Below are 17732 nucleotides of genomic sequence, written 5' to 3'. Positions count from 1 at the left end.
AACCCGTTGGCGTAAAATCAATCCCTCCGAATTCCAAATACAAATCCAACAGCGTTGAAATCCGCTGCTTAACAGTTTCATGTTTTTTTCCAGGCATACGTCTAATCTCCAATACCCCATCTAAAAACGACAGCCTCACCCCTGGGCGTGAGAGCAACTGTTCAACCAATTTAAAATCTCTCCAGCTCAGTTCGTCAATTAAGATAGGTTCATCGAGCCTTTCTAACTTTTCTAAAGTTGCTGCTGTCATCCCAACCTCTCCTTACTCAATCTAATCTTAATTATATCTGCGTTTATCAGCGCTCATCCGCCTACATCTGCGGTCAAACATCACAAAACCAAATTTTTGCAACAATCATCTCATTTCGGGTTACATCGGTATTATTAGTAGAAATTAGGAGACGGCAGTGCCGTGTCCCTACCCAAAATAACACTGTAGGGACACGGCACTGCCCATTAGTGTCAACTTAACGTCAAACCCAGTCAGAGACTGTTGTTTGACTATTAAGCCTAGATCCCCCCTAGCCCCCCTTAAGAAGGGGGGGACAGGAGTCTTCTCAAAGTCCCCCTTCTTAAGGGGGATTTAGGGGGATCTGGACTAGGATATAAACGAGATTTTTCAAGGCTTTCAGGCTTAAGTTGACACTAATGGGCACTGCCCATAGGTGTCAACTTAAGCCTGAAAGCATTCCAAGTCGTTGAATCATCCTACGAGTCCGACAGGGAATGAATTCCCTGTCTAATAGCGAAAGTCAGTTGAAACTGACGGTCGATTTGTGTCAAACCCATACACATTAAGTAACTCTTCAGTCCTCTTTGAGAGGACTTGCGCTTTGAGACAGGGGTTTCAACCCCTGTCGGACTATTGGTTGTACCTTAAGTTGACACCTATGGGCACTGCCGTCTCCTCCATCACATCTACTTCCTCAAAATTCCCTTTTGCTCATCCGGTACAAACTCCGTAACAACTTGGCCACCCCCACCGTCACCTTTGACAATCACAGTTTGATCTTTAAGCTGTCCCGAAGCCTTCGGCCCAGTTAAATTAAACACCGGATCTAATTGCCGATAAACCACATTTCCTTCCGCATCAAAAGTCTGATTAGTTAAATACCAAATTACTCGATCGCTATTCAACTGAGATTGACGTTTCTGCCCTATTCCTAGCACATTTCCCGTCAAATAAAAAACTTTTTTATCTAAATCTCCCCTACCAGTATCCCCAGTCATCGTCACCTTTTCCACCCGGTGAAAAATCTTCACTGGTCCCGGAGAAACCACACTTTGTGCCGGAAAATTCCAACTCATCAAACTGCTTTCTATTTGCAGTGGCGGATCGGATGGCATCAATTGAGCATTTTTGGTCAGCGTCGCAATCTTCGTTTTTAAGTCTACATCTGTCTGGTCAGCAAAACCGCTTTCTGTAACTTTTTTATCTTTATATCTGTCCAGTTGACTCGGTTTGTCGCTGCTGACTTTTTGCTGATCCAGAAACCAAATTAAATGCTCTGTTCGCAATTGCAAAACCGGATCTTTAATATCTGCGACTACAGAGCCGAATAACTCCATTCTTCTGGCTCTAGTGAAAACTCGCGCTTCCTTCGCAGAAGCACTCACCTGTTTGTTGTCTCCAGTCAGATTATTCCGAACCACTAACACATCTTCCTTCGGCCGCCACTCCAATTCATTCCCCCTGAGCACCACTCCATTTTTGAGGTCAGTAGCAACTATTTTGCCTTTCAGAAATACCTGATTTCCTTCCTGAAATACCTCTCCTGTTTCTGCTTGAATATCGTAAATTTCTTTGCCGTCCTGAAACAATTTGCCCACTGGTTTCTGAACGTTCACTATCTTTTGGTCTTTGCTGTAAACAGCATCCTTCGACCTCACTTTCCAGAATAACTCGCCTTTTTCATTGGCCTGCTCTAGAATTACTTTGTTCAATGTTAAAGTGCTGTTTGACTTTTCAGCAGTTTTGAGATCTTCAGCTAACTTACTTTTTTGAGTGTCGGAAGGAGCGCCACAAGCACCAATCCCCAAAAGCAAGGCAACTAAAGTTAGTAGCACCACTTTTGGGGATGAGAAATTGGAAATCTTTGATGGGAAATTAATCATGTAGTAATTAATAATTAGTAATTTGTAATTAGTAATTGGGTGATTTGTAATTTGGTAATTTGTAATTTAGTAATAGAAAAAAGCAAATCAAAAATTTAAACTTTCCTATATTTTATCTAAATTTTTGACTTTTAATTTTGAATTATTTAACCTATTACCCATTGCCTATTACCTATTCCCTATTACCCATTCCCCATTACCCATTCCCCATTACCCATTCCCAACTTCCTATCTATCGTCATGTTCGTCCATCAAGCTCAAGCCAGACAAGGGGCGATAAGCATAGTTAGGGCGCGATGTTTTTTGGATATCGTCCTTAATCATTTCCAAATCGATGTAGCGATCGGCTACATTAATTAAACTGTCGCTGGTCATCGATCGCAAACTCACCACCTCAACCCGCACGCCACGATAGCTGACAGCATCCACAGCATAGGCCAAATCGCCATCACCGCTGACCAAAACCGCCGTGTCATAGGAACCCACCAAAGCCATCATATCCACAGCAATTTCTACATCTAAGTTCGCTTTCTTAGAACCATCGGGTAATTGCACCAAATCCTTAGAAATCACGCGATACCCGTTGCGGCGCATCCACAGCAAAAACCCCTGTTGTTTCTCGTTAGTGCGATCGACACCAGTGTAGAAAAAAGACCGCAGCAGCCTGGAACCAGCCGTTAAACGGCACAGAAGCTTGGTATAATCAATCTCAATCCCTAACTGTAAAGCAGCATAAAACAGGTTAGAGCCATCAATAAAGATTGCCACTCTTCCCCGATTTTCTAAAACTTGTTCCGGCGTAAAAAGGTCGTTGCTTTCTATTCTATTCAACATGATTGTTATGCCTCAATTTTTTATGAAAGATTAGGTAATGAAATTTGATAAGTGCTAATTTGCGATCGGTCATCGCACCCCGATCGCCTAATGTCAACTAAGAAGGTACTTTTTCCAGCAGTTCTAGTCGCCTAAAAACAGGCTGAGCTTCTCCCAGAGCTTGGTTTGCTGGTAAAGCACCCCATACCGAGTGAGTTGCAAATGTTGCTAAACTGTTAACTGCTACCTTATCGTTAAAGTCAATTGAAAAACCGAGCTGCTGATAAATCGCACTGCTGATATTTGGTATTATCGGCGATAAAAGGTAAGATGCCAGTCTAACAGATTCCAGAACCGAATATAACACTTGTTGGACAGATTCTAAATGTCCTTGCTTATACAAACTCCAAGGTGCTTGTACGTCAATAAACTTATTTCCAGCTCGAACCAAAGCCAGTACGGCTTCGCAAGCTTTGCTAAAAGCTAAGTCTTCATAAAAACCAGCGACTTCTTCGCCCAAATTCAGGCTCATACCCTTGAGAAGGTTATCGCTGGAAATGTTTTCGCCCAATACATTAGGAACACAACCACCGCAATATTTACGGGCCATGTTTAAAGTACGGTTCAGCAAATTTCCCAAATCATTTGCTAATTCAGCGTTTAATGTATTGATAAACCGAGTTTCATTAAAATCGCCGTCCTGTCCGAACTCAATTTCTTTTAAGAAATAGTAGCGAGCCGCATCAGCACCGTATTTATTGACCAATTCCACTGGGTCTAAAGTATTACCTTCAGTTTTACCCATTTTTTTGCCGTCTTTGGTCAAAAAGCCGTGGGCGAAGACACGACCAGGCATCGGCAAACCAGCAGACATCAGCATTGCCGGCCAATAAACTGCGTGGAAACGCAAAATATCTTTGCCGATTAAGTGGAGGTCAACTGGCCACCATTTAGATAAAGCATTCTCTAAAGTGGGGTCGCTGTCAGCATCCACCAGGGCGGTGATATATCCTACCAAAGCATCAAACCAGACATAGATGGTGTGACTAGGGTCAACTGGCACCGGCAAACCCCATGCCACATTCACCCTAGAAATCGAAAAGTCTTGCAGTCCAGAGTTGACAAAGCTGAGAACTTCGTTGCGCCGACTTTCCGGCGCGATGAAATCGGGACGTTCAGCATAGAGGGCTAAAAGTTGCTCTTGATAGCGCGACAAGCGGAAAAAGTAGTTTTCCTCATCGCGCCACTCAACTTCTTTGCTGGTGTGGATGGAACACCGGTGCCCCGGTAACAAGTCCCGTTCTTCTTTAAATTCTTCGCAGGAAACGCAGTACCAGCCTTGTTGCTGATTCAAGTAGATGTCGCCGGAATTCCAAACCCGCTGGAAGAATTCTTTGACAATATACTCGTGGCGTCTGGATGTCGTGCGGATAAAACGATCGTACTGGATGTTGAATTTTTCCCAAAGCGCCTCAAAGCCCGGAACAACTAGATCGCAGTGACCCTGGGGCGATCGCCCCAAACTCTCGGCGGTGCGTTGAATTTTCTGCCCGTGCTCGTCTGTCCCTGTAACTAGCAAGACTGACTTACCCCGCAGCCGCTCAAATCTGGCTATAGCATCAGCAGCCATAGTCGTGTAAGCACTGCCAAGGTGGGGTAAATCGTTTACATAATACAGAGGCGTTGTAATCGCAAAGGTATTTTTAGTTTTATCGATCGATTTCATTTAATCCTAAAAAAAATTACCTAAATCTCGCCTTCGATCTTAACTTAAGAGTTGAACCTTAGCTGGAGTGGCAATTTTGCTAAATTTGCTGGAAGCTATTTGCAATTTGCCAACCCTGGTTATTCCCAACAGACAAAGGGGTTTAATAACCACATTAATCTTTTTTACCTATTTTTGACCAACTCTAAAAAATGTCTTAATATTTTGACTTTTCTTTTGAAAATACCCTAGGCCCTGAAAGTGGGGCAGTGGCACAGAGGAATAGTGGCAGACCCCGCAGAGTCGCAGATGACTAATGAATATTAACTTTAGTTTTATTACATCCGCCCCTGAACTTCAAAATATGAAGGAAAAATATGCTATAATATACCCAAAAAAACCCAAGCTAGTTAAACTTGGGGGTATCAAATCAGGGTGCATCTATGAATCTACTATGCGGCATCTCTGGATTGGCTTCAGGAAAATTAGCTCGATTTCCGCCAATGGCTTCCGACAAATAATCTGCTGCTGCTTCCACAACTGCGATCGCATTTTCGTACACCATCCGCGTCGGTCCCAAAACCCCAACACTCCCCACAGGCAAAGATCCCCGCCGATAAGTGGAAGAAATCAGAGTACAACCGCGAATTGGTTCTAGGGAGTTTTCCGAGCCAATTCTGACTGTCACCCGTCTACCGGGGGTTTCCAAGTCTGGAGATTCAAAGATTAAAGGCCAAAGTAGTTCCTGTTCTTGTTCGAGGAGTTGAACGAGGGTTTGAACTTGCTGCAACTGGGAGAACTCCGGTAAACGTAATGCTTCTGCCAAACCGCCGATCAAAATCCGCGTGTATGTGGGAGTCTCGGCCCGACGGCTCAAGGCCGCCAGCATGGTTCCCATCAAATCAGCGTAAAGTTCAAAGTCCTGGTTTAATTCGCTAAGCGCGATCGTACTGAGTTCGGAGAACGAGCGCCCGCGCAATTTAGAGTTCAAAAAATTGGATAAAATCTGTAATTCGCGATCGACTATTTCTACATCCAGCTTTTTACCTTCTGTGTCTTGAGGTAACTGCACCAACACTGACTGGGTTTCGTAGGCATCTGTCACCACTATCAGCATCACCTTTCCGGGTTCTAGCTGCACCAGTTGCAAGTGTCGCAAGCAAGCGATATTGGTTTGGGGTATGGTGATCAGGGCAATGTAACCGCTAATAGTCGCCAGAATTTGAGCGGCACCTCGAAGTACCGCCGAGCGACGACCATCAGACCAATTGAGCTGGTCGAGTACCTGTTCCACCTTACCGGCGAGTTTCTCTGAAGGCTGGATCAGTCGATCGACATAAAGTCTGTAGCCAGAATCAGAGGGGACACGTCCTGCAGAAGTGTGAGGTTGATAGAGGAGTCCTGCTTTTTCGAGAGTTCCCATCGCATTGCGAATGGTAGCTGGGCTGACAGTGAGTTTGTACTCATCAACCAAAGCTTTTGAGCCAACGGGTTCGGCTGTAGCAATATAGTGGCGAACCGTTGCCCACAGGATGTGTTGTTGCCGATCGGTGAGGTTGACGCGCACAGATATTTAAGCTGAATTTGAATTCAAACAATTTGCCACTATTCAGTTATAGCAGAAGAAACAACTGATTTGTTATGGGTTATTGGTTATTTGTGATTCCTTGGCGATCGTAGCAATGCCCGATGCCCGTTGCCATTTAATCATGCTCGTGGAGGATTTTGGTCAGGTAATTAGCCACTGCATCCGGCTGTTCCAGCATTGCCAAATGACCACAATCTGGAATCTGAAGCACATTTTCGCCACAACCTTGGAACAGCCAGTGAAAGCTGGCCAAATGCAGCACGTATTTGGGTTCCATAATTTGGTCTTTAGTGCCGGCAATAAAATAAACAGGCTGTTTGAGTTGGGACACAATTTTTGGCAAGCGGTGAATTTCCGCTTCTGTGGTGGAATCCAGCAAAGCCCCAGTAGCCGCTTCTGGGCGAGCCGCCACAAAATCTATCAACCGCTGCCTTCCCCAGGCACGACCGATGGAGTGGGCCACAGAATCACGGGCAAACACAAAATCTAGTAAGGGCAAGTAAGACAACCAGAGGGGGCGCAGTTTGACTAGCTGCTTGCCCACGGCTCGAAACCGCTCGAATTCCTCCTTAAGATAGATGCCACCACCGGCATTAACGCAGAGGACACCTTTAACTCGATCGGACAATTGGCTAGCTCCCCACAGGGCGATCGTACCCCCCAGAGAATGTCCCACCAGCCAAACACTGGAAATATCGAGTTTTTCTAATAAAATTCCCAAATCACGAGCATAAGCAGCAGGAGTGTAGGAGGAATTCCCAGGTTGGGAAATCCCGTGAGTGTCATCGTAGGCAATGGAATCGCCAAACCCGCGCAAATCGTAAGTTAGACATTGATAATTATCTGCCAAACGTGCGATCGTCGCTTGCCAGTAGTGACGGCTCAACAGCCAGCCGTGGACAAAAACTAAAACGTGGGGAGTTGTTCTCGGTGCTGTCAAATCGTAGGCGTGCCGAACCCCTAGGATGTCAATGATTGCCATAGTCCTATCCTAATTCAAGAAGGGTTCGCCGACAGCGGATTTTTGGTCAACCACTGACACCTGTTTAAAATCGATCGCCCAGCAATCTTTGGCGCACCCCCTCAGCAATTTTCTGCCCCAAATACTCAGGAATTAAACTTTCATTGGGGCCCAACAAGTAGAGAATTAAGCGAGTCCGCCCCCGCCAAACCAGTAAATTAGCATTCACCACCAACAAATCCTCTTGCCAAATGGCATACATAACTTTGTAAAAAAGTCCAGGCTGGTTGTCTGCTTCAATCAGCAAAGCTGGCAAATGGAACACCGGATCGACGTAGAATTCCGTTGCCACGTCTTCTAAACCCGCGTCTAGATTAAATTCTACCGCCAACATCTCTTCAACTTCAAAATGTCCAGCCAAGGCCTCTCTAACCGCCCTACAGACGTTTTCTGCGGTTTTATCTGCCAGTACCTTGCCTCCGCGAGATACTACCAATTTGATAAATACCAACATCGGCGGGTAAATTTGACCGTATAGACTCAGACTGTGAATCGTTAGTCCATAGGCCGCCAGGACTCCAAAAATATCACTCAACAAAAAAGACTGGTTGCGATAAGCAAAATGCAGGGCACTTTTGTTACCTTCCGGTCTGACTTCGATGACTGCTTGTCTAGTTTTATACAGTTGATAAGCTAATTTGAGGTTTTGCAGTTGAATTTCACTGCTGACAAATTGCTCGTAAAACTGCGGAAACGCTCGGTTAAAGCGCTTGAGCAGTTCTAGTGTAGATGGTTTTAAACCCGAAGCCATAATTGAGGGGAAGGTGCGGGAGATATACTAGGTTCCGGTCGCCATGCACAGGAACGATGCGAAGAGGTTTAAAGTCTCCACGGATGAATTTGTACCCAAGTTGATCAGCATCAGAATAGTGGAGACTCAATGTGGGACGACAAATCCGTCTTTTCGGCGTAAGATGAGTGTACCGTAAACTGTTGCTGAAAAGATTACCCGCAATTCATCCCATCCCGATCGGAGTGGGTCTATCTTTCGGGCTCTCTGTAACGTCGTCCAACTTCTACTACCTTAACCGCGCCTGCATGGGTTTTTGGAAAAACTTATTTAGTAGTTCTGAGTCTGCCTCTGTACCCCAAACAGCAGAATTTGAGGAAGATGTGACTGTTGGGTCTGGCGATCCGCTGTCCCCAACTTTTCGCAAGCCCAACTCCCTCGGCAACGCTCGCATCTTTTTTAGTTGCGATCGGGATATTGACCTCTACGAACTCGAAGAACTTTGTAATGCAGTTGGTTGGTCCCGCCGTCCCCTGCGAAAAGTCAAAAAAGCTATTGTACACAGCTTCTTAGTCGTCTCTATGTGGGAGATCCGGGGCACCCAGCGACGGCTGGTAGGTTTCGCCAGAGCGACTTCAGACCATGCTTTTAATGCCACGCTATGGGATGTGGTAGTTCATCCTGATTACCAAGGTAAGGGTATGGGCAAGGCACTGATGAAATACATCATTAAAAAACTCCGTAGTGAAGACATCAGCAACATTACCTTATTTGCTGACCCTCAAGTTGTGGATTTTTACCGAAATTTGGGCTTTATGTCAGATCCAGAGGGGATTAAAGGTATGTTCTGGTATCCAGATTAGTCGATCGGTCTACGTCAGCGTTGATTTTTGGCAGCAAGGCCAGATTGACGCTGGCATCACCCTTGGAAGTACATTTCGAGCTCAAATGAAAAAATAGCTTGACAAGTTCCTGGTTTTATGTGTTAATGGTCATGGGGTGGATAACTACCACACCGGGATGTAGCGCAGTTTGGTAGCGCGCCTGCTTTGGGAGCAGGATGTCGCAGGTTCAAATCCTGTCATCCCGATTTAACTTAATCCTTGCAGACTGGATTTAAATCTTTTCGCGCTGCTATCAAAGCAGGTGTGCGATCGGGTTTGTATCCGTTTTTCCAACTTAGCACCCTACGGAGTTTCCGATCTCAAGTGTCATTTAGTATTGACAACCAAATATCGGCGGAAAGTTCTGACCCATCCAATGTTGTCCAGGCTTGAGGAGATTTTTAAGAACTTGATGGAAAAATGGGAAGGAAGATTGGTAGAATTCAATGGTGAGCGTGACCACGTACATTTGTTGCTTCAATATACACCACAAACTGAACCAAGTAAGCTTATCAACAATCTTAAGACTGTATCTAGTCGCTATTTGCGGAAAGAGTTTGTAGATGAAGTTGAAAAAGTTTACTGGAAAGATGTTTTTTGGACAAATGGATATTTTATTGCTTCCTGTGGCGGCGTGACGGTTGAGCAATTAAAGAAGTACATTGAGGAGCAAGATAGACCTGTAGAATAAGATTTGTTCGTCTCGTCATCCACCTGCCCACTGCTCAAAGCTACGCTTTGAGATTGTGAACAAGTGGAATCCTCGTCTCACGCGCCTTTCATCCCACACCAACCGAAGCGGTATGGTGTGGGGATTCCCGTCTGTCAAGCTAAATCAACCCGCCCCTTACTGACTTTGGGTAACTACCGGATTTAAAATTAATCATCCGGCATCCGCTTACTTAAGGTTCCACCCAGCGATCGTCCGATTTAATCAAGTTAATCAATTCTTCCACACCTCTGTCCTCCGGCACCTTCTTAATTTCTTCCCGGCCCCGGTACAGCGAAATATAACCAGCCTGCTTCCCCACATAACCATAGTCAGCATCAGCCATTTCTCCGGGCCCATTGACAATACAGCCCATTACTGCTATATCCAAACCCGTCAGATGCTGCGTCGCCGCCCTCACTTTGTGCAGCACTTCCTCTAAATTAAACAAAGTACGACCACAGGAAGGACAAGCCACATACTCAACCATCGTTTTCCGCAATCCCAAGGCTTGCAGAATGCTGTAGCAGACAGGAATTTCCTTTTCTGGGGCCTCTGTCAGGGAGACGCGGATGGTGTCGCCGATGCCATCAGCCAATAGCGGTGCGATCCCCGCGGTGGACTTGATACGGCCATATTCCCCGTCGCCAGCTTCCGTGACACCCAAATGCAGCGGGTAATCCATGCCTAGTTCGTCCATCCGGTGTGCCATCAAGCGGTAAGCCGCCACCATCACTGGAGCACGGGAGGCTTTCAGGGAAATGACGATGTTGCCAAAGTCCAGGGATTCGCAAATTTTGATGAATTCCAGGGCGGATTCTACCATGCCTTCTGGGGTGTCGCCGTAGGTGAACAGCATCCTTTCGGCAAGGGAACCGTGATTGACTCCGATTCGCAAAGCTTTGCCCTGATCTCGGAGAGATATCACTAGGGGTTCCAGGGTTTCCCTGATTTTTTCGCCAATTTCGGCGAATTCGGCATCGGTATATTCGGTTCTGTCAGCTTTCGGTTTCTCGAACACGTACAAACCCGGATTGATTCTCACTTTGTCTACGTGTTTGGCCACTTCTAGGGCGATTTTCATGCCATTGTGGTGGACATCGGCAACCAGGGGTACTGGTTGGTAGGTGGCGATCAGTTTTTGCTTGATTTCGGCTAAGGCTTTGGCGTGGGCCATGCTGGGCACGGTGACGCGGACGATTTCGCAGCCAATCTCGTGCAATCGCCTAATTCCGGCTACTGAACCGTCGATGTCGAGGGTGTCTTCGTTAATCATCGATTGTACGACGACTGGGTTGCCACCACCGATGGTGACGCTACCGACTTTGACTGGTCTGGTTTTGCGCCGTTTGATGGTGGTGTCGAAGGCTGGTTGAGGGTTGGGGGTTTTAGTTGGATTTGGTAGAGTTTGCATAATTGATTGCTGGGTTCTGTTACCAAAAGTTTATAAAATTGTCTCGGCTGTTTTTTAGATTGCCACAGAAAGGGTCTGTTTGGAGACTGAGGTTTGGGGATTTGGTTTTTTTTAAGGGATTTGCGATCGAATTTATGGGCTCGGCCCGATCGCACATATTCCGATCGTCTGCCTCGCAATTCTCGAAAATAGTTTAGAATCTAAAAATGATCTCCAAAACCAATTTGTGCGATCGCACCTGTTAGGATTTTGCAGCCACCATAAAATCTCAAATCGGTTGATTTTGCAGTTAGCATAAAATCTAACAATCCCCAATCCCCGATCGATAAATCTCACAATCCCAAAGCCCCAATCTAAAATCGACAGTTTGTGCAACTAAAACAAGTAATTATTGCCCACAAAGCCAGAGATCCCTTCAGCCAGCGGTGGGCAGAACAATGTGCTCGGCAGTTAGAAAGTCGCGGTTGTCATGTTTTGATGGGGCCGAGTGGCCCAAAAGATAACCCCTACCCAGTGTTTTTGGCTTCTAGTACCAGCCCCATAGATTTAGCTGTGGTGCTTGGTGGTGACGGCACTGCCCTGGCTGCGGCCCGAAATTTAGCTGCTGATGGTATCCCCATTTTGGCTGCCAATGTGGGGGGACACTTAGGTTTTTTAACTGAATCTTTTGAGGATTTCCAAAATACTGAAGAGATTTGGGACAGACTTAGTGAAGATAGGTACGCCGTACAGAAGCGGATGATGTTGCAGGCGGCGATTTTTCAGGGAAATAGAACTAATCTGGAACCGGAAAGCGATCGCTTTTTGGCCCTCAATGAAATGTGCATCAAACCTGCTTGCGCCGATCGAATGCCCAGTTGTATTCTAGAAATGGAAGTTGACGGCGAAGTAGTGGATCAATATCAGGGCGACGGCTTAATTGTCGCAACTCCCACCGGTTCGACTTGCTACACCGCATCTGCCAACGGGCCGATTATACACCCTGGCATGGACGCGATCGCTGTTACTCCCATTTGCCCTTTAAGTTTATCCAGCCGCCCCGTAGTTTTGCCACCCGGTTCTGTAGTCAGCATTTGGCCCTTAGCAGATTACGAACTCAGTACCAAACTCTGGACAGATGGCATTTTAGGTACTGCCATTTGGCCAGGACAGCGCGTAGACGTGCGGATGGCGGACTGCGAGGCTAAATTTATCATTTTGCGAGAAAACTATTCTTATTACGGCACATTGAGAGAAAAACTTCAGTGGGCCGGAGCCCGCATTCGGTATAACAACAATCACCGCAATTAAAAGGCAATTAAATCCTTAAAAGATACTATGGAAGTCAAAACAGATACGGAGAGAGCTAGTTGTGTTGTAGAAAGAACTTTAGATATCATTGGCGGACGTTGGAAAGTATTAATCCTGCGCGAGCTATTTCAAGGTGTGAAGCGTTTTAATCAGTTGCAAAGGGCCTTAAAAGGCATTACTCAAAAAATGCTGACACAACAACTGCGCGAGATGGAGTTACACGGGATTGTCCATCGCGAAATTTACTTGGAGGTTCCGCCTAAAGTCGAATATTCCGTAACACCTTTGGGAGAAAGCCTCAAACCTATCATCGACGCCATGCACGAATGGGGTGTGAAATATCTCGATCTAACCAATTAATTTTTAAAAAAAATAAATTGGCGATCGCCTTCTAGTTTACCTGAAGCGCGATCGCTTTTTATAACAGTTACCTTAACAGCCTTGGCAGTTGCTATATTTTGTGTATTTAAAAAGCAAAGACTACTTTTAATTTACCACTTCAAAAGTTACTGTTCTACTCAGCCACAGTGGTTGATTTTCCGCCACGCCTTCGGGACGACTTTTGCTAGAAGCAACTTGTATTCTGTCACTATCTATTCCTTTATTCACTAAAGCTACTTTCACATTTTTCGCCCTTTCCAGTGCCAATCTTTGGTTTTCTGCAGAATTGCTTTTAAAATCGCTATGTCCAATTATCCTCAAATTCTTGCCTTTATTTTCTGCCATAAATGCCTTGATTTCTTTCATTTTTTGGGTGATATCATTCGCCTGCAAAGTAGCAGCGCCCACACCAAAATAAATCCGAATTCCCATGGCCTTAGACAGCGGTTTAGTTCCTATTACCACTGTATTTGTGACAGACTTCACCCCCGGAATTTTAGCAAAAGCTTCTGTTATTTTCTGAGCATCTTTTGCCTGGAGTACGCTACCTTCGACGGTGACTTTCTCTGCCACATAACGAGCCGAAATGTCAATGCTTTCTACTTTGTTCAACAGAGCCACTGTCCGCTTGATATCAGCCTCCACTAACACCGGGTCTGGAGGTACTTCCACTGCTATAATTTTATTGTCTAAGGTTAATTGTGGCACAACTCTTTGAGCGATTTGTAGGGCTCTTGAACGCAATTTCTGATTCGGTACTCGTCCCGAAAGCTGTGCTACTTTACCTTTCACCTCTGCCGTGAGTCGATAAACTGATAATTCGGGAGCAGACTGTAAAGCTAAATTTGTCTCAGCTTCTAATCTGCGTTCAATTCCACTACGATATTGATGAATCCCCCAAGGTACTACAATTAAACCTAAAAGTCCAAATCCCACCATTAATAACGCTTTAGGTTGAGTGGATTTAGCTTGGACATTTGTATCAATTAATTTCCGCAACTCCGAATTGACTTCCACGGGGATACTGGCTGGATCTCCATTAAATGACTGGATTTTATTGCCGTATTCTTGAACAATATTTTTGAAAATTGCTCGCATTTTGTACTTAAACCATTGGCGGATTTCTCCTTGCACCACTACCGCTAGATAACAGGAACCCGCTACTTCCAATACAATCGTAGATGTGCCATATTCTATGGCATCAATTTCTGCAATATTGCCAGACTGAGAGATACAGTCGTTGACAAAAGAACGAATCGCAGTCAACATCCCCGCCACCATTTCTGATTCTAGCTGCTCCCGTTGTGACTGTTGCACTGCTGTAATTACTAACCCAGAGTCTTTTTGAATTAAAAATACTGCCTTAACACTTGATGGTGTTGTCTCTTTCATCAGCAATTCTGCTTCAGAAATCCCTTGTAACTTAGCTTTAAATTTGCGGGTAATTCCCTCAAGGCTCACCGCTTTTTCGAGTTTTTCATTAATCTCCTGTATCGTCTCAGCCATGTACTTCAAAATCGTACTACCAATAATCGGGTAGAGTGCATCCGACATCGCTTCTGTATTAAGATTAATTTGTCTTCTCACAGCAGAGGCTATTTCGGGTGCGATCGCCTGTGCAATCTCATCTGGCGATTCATTGATGCGGTGGCTGATTCCCACAGGTATCGCTGGAGATATTGCGATTCCCATCGATTGCCTATTTTCCCTGGTTTTATTATTAATTACTTGATCGATTATGGGGGCAATTGTTTCAGTAAATGCTTCCTGGGATTCGTTAATTGTGTCTAGCATCATTTCCAGGAAAATGGCTTTAATTTTGGCAACTAATGCTTCCTCATTGCCACCCCATTGAGCATCATTTAGTTTCCGTTCCAGATTTTCTACTTTATCATTTAGTTGATAATTATAATTAACAACTTCATCTAATAAAGGCAAAATTGATTCTATCACAGATTGTTCTAGTTGCTTGTGATGACCGACCATAAGTTCGTCAATTAAAGGCTTCAATAAATCTGTAAACAAGTCAGTAGATTCATAAATTCGGTGTTCGATCGCGACAATTTTTTGTTCGATTTTCCCCAGTCTTTCTTCTATTCTTTTATTTTGAATAATGGCATCCACCGCGGGACCGATCGCACTTTCTATCTCTACTCTTGCTTCGCTGATTTTTTCCAACAGCATCTGGGAGATCCGTGGCATAATCCTTGCCATCAACCCTTCTAACTGGGCGACTGTTTCGTGCTGAACTTCGATAATTTGATGCTCATTTCTTAAGATTTTTGCTTCTATGCCGCTGTTTTGAAAAGCTTCGTTGATGCCTGGGGCGATCGCCTCTCTCACCTCTAACTTTGTCTCATCTATCTTCCGATTCAGCGACTCAATCATTAACGGCATCAGCCTGGCCATTATTTCTTCCGGTTGAGAATTCTGCTTTTTCTGAATCAGATTAACTTTATTTTCTACATTCAACAGTTGCACTTGAATTACTTCTTGATGACTGTGGCTAGCCATCAAAGGTTCGATGAGGGCTGCTAAATCTAATTTAGATTCATCTATTTTACGGTTAAGTAACTCCGTGATGATTGGCATTACCCGCCCAATTATTTCTTCCGGCTGCTGAATTTGTGGTTGTTGATCTACGAGTCGCCCTTCGATGATATTTAATACTTTTTCTTCGATTTCTGCCCAAGCTATTCTCACCTGGGCTGAGGGTGTCACAGTCTGGATTAGCTCAGATTTTAACTCACTGATTTTCCGATTCAGCGACTCGTTAATTATGGGCAGTAGTTGTTTGACTAAATCTTCCGGCTGCTGCTGAAAACGCTGTTGAACTTGAGCAACTTTATGTTCAATATTTAATACTTTTTCTTCTAGGCCGTTTTGGTGATTAATTACTTCCTTAACTGCCGGTGCAATTTTTGAATCTACCCCTAACTTCGACTCCTCTAGTTTGCGGTTGAGCAAATCGGTGATTATGGGAGTCAGCCCTTTGATTAACTGTTCTGAATTGGGGATTTTTTGCTGAGATAGAATCGCGATTTGATTTTGTAGTTCTACTACTTTTGCTTCTATTTCACTCTGATTAATTCTGGGACTACCATCCGGTGCGATCGCCTCTCGCAACTCAGACTTCAATTCCCTGACTTGGCCGCTCAGCAACTCAGGAATTAATGGTGTTAATAATTTTAGCAACTCATCGGGATCGGAAATCATCCTTTCAAAGTTTGCCAATCTCTGTTCTACGCTCAAAATATTATCATAAAATTCTGGTAAATCCCGTTCAAATAGTAATTGTTGCAACCGCTTTAACTTTTCTCTAGCCTCTTCTAAGGTTTCCTCCGAAGGCACTTCTTCGTTTTTGGGCTGGAATTCTCGCGATCCGAACCGTTCTTTTTTTATGTTTTTATGACTGGTATTTTCGGGTTCACTTGTCAAAATTTCGGGGATAATTGCTGGTGATTCTATCAGAAAAGACCACTGCTGATTGGGTTCATTTTTCTCCTCATTATTATTGTTAGACATTTTTGTACACCTTAAATTAATTTCGTTAGATTCATTTTTTAATTTTAATAATTGCAACTCCGCCAGCATTTTCATTAATTCTTGAAGTTGCTCGCCAGCATTACTACCTATCTGATTTGTAGGATTAGTTTCAGTGTTTTCTAATTGCTCCCTTTCCTCTGGATTGAGATTAAATTCTGTCATAATTTTCTACCATGATTTGACTTTGACTAATGAAAGGAAATCACCCGTTGGCAACCCCATATAAGGGAAAATCAATAGCAAATTTCAACAGAATCAAGCTAACTAACCTATCTATAGCAATTCTAAATCATTTGTGAATTTCTTGCTCCCTCCCCTTAATAAGGGGAGGGTTGGGGTGGGGTAAAAAACTTGCGACTCCTGCAAGGATTGCTATATACTTGATTAACCTTAGTTAATTAACCTCATCTTTTTAGACACTTACCGGGTTCTCTCTACTGGGAGAGAGAGGGCGATCGGTTTTATTTAGTATCTCGCGGATCGCCCCATTTTGCCACTGCTCTTCTCGTGGCCAACTCCCTCCCAAGCTCCAAGGCAGATTTCATGCTGGAAGCATCCGCAATCCCTCTACCTACAATATCAAAAGCAGTGCCATGATCGGGGGATGTGCGGACAAAGGGCAAGCCAATTGTAGTGTTAACTGCTTTATCAAAAGCCATTAATTTTACCGGAATCAAACCTTGGTCGTGGTACATTGCCAAATAAGCATCGTGAGTAGGTGCTGCAAAACCGTACCAAGCTTTACCGGGCTTTACCCAGAGGGTATCCGGTGGGATGGGCCCGTCTAACTGTACTTGCTCGAAGCGATCGCGCTGAGTTTCCAACCAGGGTATCATCCAGTCTTGCTCTTCATTTCCCAGTTTCCCATTTTCGCCGCTGTGAGGATTCAACCCAGACACCGCTATTCTGGGTGTTTCGATCCCAAAATCTGCCCGCAAACACTCGATGAGCAATTCCAGTTTTTCGCTCAACAACTCTGGAGTCAAAGCATCCGGGACTTGACGTAGGGAAATATGTGTGGTAGCGAGTAAAGTAATCAGTATCCAGTTGCTGTGGGGAGATTTGGCAGCAAACAGCATTCCGAAGCGTTTCGATCGCGCTTTTTCGGCCAGAAGTTCTGTTTGTCCTGGATAATTGTAATTAGCCGCCTGCCAGCAAGTTTTGGAAATCGGTCCTGTGACAATCGCCGAGAATTCACCAGTCAGGGTACGGGCGATGGCAGTTTCGAGATAGGCAAAGCTAGCAGCGCCGCTGGCTGCATTACCAACACCAGGGATAATTTCGCCCCATTTGCTGTCGGATGCGATCTCAATAATATTTAATGTGTCGGGATTTGCTAAGGCTAGGGATGGATCTTGCGATCGCAATTTATCATAAGTTTGCTGCAAAATTGTCCGAGAGCCGATCGTCCACACCCCACAAGCCTCTACGGGATCGGCCAAAGCCTTGAGAATCACTTCCGGCCCAATTCCTGCCGGATCTCCCAGAGTTAGAGCTAGTTTCAATCCTCGATCGAGACTCAAGGCATTTTTCTCC

Annotated in this window: 13 protein-coding genes, 1 tRNA gene and 1 pseudogene; 5 read left to right on the top strand and 10 right to left on the bottom strand. The window is 44.8% G+C overall.

Annotation, left to right across the window (positions count from 1 at the left end; all coding sequences use genetic code 11):
• The 7 genes and pseudogenes from AAFP11_RS23040 to AAFP11_RS23010 form a co-directional block, all read right to left on the bottom strand.
• Positions 1-250 (bottom strand): annotated as a pseudogene (locus AAFP11_RS23040) (Uma2 family endonuclease); the annotation flags it as partial.
• Positions 251-918: 668 nt separating this feature from the next.
• Positions 919-2067, bottom strand: coding sequence for an LPS export ABC transporter periplasmic protein LptC (gene lptC, locus AAFP11_RS23035; protein ID WP_341739125.1), 1149 nt, complete (start codon positions 2065-2067; stop codon positions 919-921).
• A gap of 276 nt (positions 2068-2343) precedes the next feature.
• A complete protein-coding gene (locus AAFP11_RS23030) occupies positions 2344-2949 on the bottom strand; it encodes an NYN domain-containing protein (RefSeq protein ID WP_096831201.1) in 606 nt (201 codons plus the stop codon).
• A 97-nt stretch (positions 2950-3046) separates the two neighbouring features.
• Positions 3047-4654 (bottom strand): methionine--tRNA ligase, encoded by a 1608-nt coding sequence (gene metG, locus AAFP11_RS23025; RefSeq protein ID WP_341739124.1) that lies wholly within the window; start codon positions 4652-4654, stop codon positions 3047-3049.
• 409 nt (positions 4655-5063) lie between these two features.
• The gene (gene hrcA / locus AAFP11_RS23020) at positions 5064-6200 is read right to left on the bottom strand and encodes a heat-inducible transcriptional repressor HrcA (RefSeq protein WP_341739123.1); all 1137 of its coding nucleotides are present in this window, start codon (positions 6198-6200) and stop codon (positions 5064-5066) included.
• 136 nt (positions 6201-6336) lie between these two features.
• The gene (locus AAFP11_RS23015; RefSeq protein WP_341739122.1) at positions 6337-7203 is read right to left on the bottom strand and encodes an alpha/beta hydrolase; all 867 of its coding nucleotides are present in this window, start codon (positions 7201-7203) and stop codon (positions 6337-6339) included.
• Between the two features lie 64 nt (positions 7204-7267).
• On the bottom strand, positions 7268-7993 hold the full coding sequence (locus AAFP11_RS23010; protein WP_236505957.1) for a hypothetical protein: 726 nt from the start codon (positions 7991-7993) through the stop codon (positions 7268-7270).
• 287 nt (positions 7994-8280) lie between these two features.
• Between AAFP11_RS23010 and AAFP11_RS23005 the strand changes: the two genes are divergently transcribed.
• From AAFP11_RS23005 to tnpA, 3 genes are all read left to right on the top strand, one after another.
• Positions 8281-8835 carry a GNAT family N-acetyltransferase gene (locus AAFP11_RS23005; RefSeq protein ID WP_340517608.1) on the top strand — a complete coding sequence of 185 codons (555 nt, stop codon included), beginning with the start codon at positions 8281-8283 and terminating at the stop codon, positions 8833-8835.
• A 153-nt stretch (positions 8836-8988) separates the two neighbouring features.
• A tRNA-Pro gene (locus AAFP11_RS23000) sits at positions 8989-9062 on the top strand.
• Positions 9063-9136: 74 nt separating this feature from the next.
• Positions 9137-9547: an IS200/IS605 family transposase gene (gene tnpA / locus AAFP11_RS22995; RefSeq protein ID WP_341739128.1), complete on the top strand. Its 411-nt coding sequence runs from the start codon at positions 9137-9139 to the stop codon at positions 9545-9547.
• Positions 9548-9758: 211 nt separating this feature from the next.
• Here tnpA and ispG read toward each other — a convergent pair whose 3' ends face one another.
• Positions 9759-10979, bottom strand: a complete 1221-nt coding sequence (ispG, locus tag AAFP11_RS22990) for a (E)-4-hydroxy-3-methylbut-2-enyl-diphosphate synthase (protein WP_341739121.1) — start codon at positions 10977-10979, stop codon at positions 9759-9761.
• A gap of 369 nt (positions 10980-11348) precedes the next feature.
• On the opposite strand from ispG, the gene AAFP11_RS22985 reads away from it, so the two are divergent.
• Positions 11349-12269, top strand: a complete 921-nt coding sequence (locus AAFP11_RS22985) for an NAD(+) kinase (RefSeq protein ID WP_340517473.1) — start codon at positions 11349-11351, stop codon at positions 12267-12269.
• A 27-nt stretch (positions 12270-12296) separates the two neighbouring features.
• Positions 12297-12629, top strand: a complete 333-nt coding sequence (locus tag AAFP11_RS22980) for a helix-turn-helix domain-containing protein (RefSeq protein ID WP_341739120.1) — start codon at positions 12297-12299, stop codon at positions 12627-12629.
• 126 nt (positions 12630-12755) lie between these two features.
• On the opposite strand, the gene AAFP11_RS22975 is transcribed toward AAFP11_RS22980, so the two are convergent.
• Positions 12756-16358: an OmpA family protein gene (locus tag AAFP11_RS22975; RefSeq protein WP_341739119.1), complete on the bottom strand. Its 3603-nt coding sequence runs from the start codon at positions 16356-16358 to the stop codon at positions 12756-12758.
• A 299-nt stretch (positions 16359-16657) separates the two neighbouring features.
• A complete protein-coding gene (gene pdxA / locus AAFP11_RS22970; protein ID WP_341739127.1) occupies positions 16658-17701 on the bottom strand; it encodes a 4-hydroxythreonine-4-phosphate dehydrogenase PdxA in 1044 nt (347 codons plus the stop codon).
• Positions 17702-17732 lie beyond the last annotated feature (31 nt).

The sequence above is a fragment of the Microcoleus sp. CAWBG640 genome (genome assembly GCF_020883015.1).
In the GTDB taxonomy this organism is placed as follows: Bacteria; Cyanobacteriota; Cyanobacteriia; order Cyanobacteriales; family Microcoleaceae; genus Microcoleus; species Microcoleus anatoxicus.
This window is presented reverse-complemented; position numbering and strand designations above follow the sequence as displayed.